This is a genomic window from Vibrio sp. 1978 (assembly GCF_033344345.1).
In genome coordinates this window covers 1-606 of the sequence record NZ_JAWPOP010000709.1, presented here as the reverse complement: position 1 = coordinate 606, position 606 = coordinate 1, and the positions used below count along the sequence as shown (strand labels likewise).

The window sequence follows — 606 nt, the reverse complement described above, 5'->3', positions numbered from 1 at the left end:
TATCCAGCCAACGGCTTGCGTGGCGGTATTCACCCACTTAGGCATGTTGCGACGTTTCTTCATCACAAAGCCTTTGTCAGAAAAAATATAGTCATAGCGATAATCGAGACCAATCGTAAGGTAAAAGGCTCCAGACACCATCACCGATAAAATAAAAGAAAAAATAGTTACGTCAACCGTGTCACTCGTGTGTATAAACAAAGTTAATAGGAATGGGGCGATCACAAATGGAAGCGCAAAAAGTTTAAAGTAATAGCGAAATGGTTCCTCTACATCATACTTATGCCATGTTCTGACATTATCGCCTGCGAGTATTTCTTGCTCTTGCGCCTCTTGATAAACTGCCAACTCTTCTGGGGTGATGTAAAATGGTGAATATGCCAAGGGTTACTCCTTGGTTGTTGTTAGTTCAGATTTAGATTTTTCAATCTCAGATTCCGTTTGCCACTTGCCGTTGTAAATACGTCGCCATTCAGGAAGTGGGGCGTTTTTAGCTCTCAGGTCAAAGGTATCGGCTACCGGAAATTCAAGGCTGCGAGAAGGGATATCTTCAATTCGAGGTTCAGGTCTTCCTTCAAAAAACGCTTTATGGTCTGGAAAATCAAT

2 pseudogenes are annotated in these 606 nt (G+C 42.1%); both read right to left on the bottom strand.

From position 1 onward, the window contains the following. Positions 1-384, bottom strand: a pseudogene (locus R8N49_RS28685) (hypothetical protein); the annotation flags it as partial. 3 nt (positions 385-387) lie between these two features. Next, positions 388-606, bottom strand: a pseudogene (locus tag R8N49_RS28680) (hypothetical protein); the annotation flags it as partial.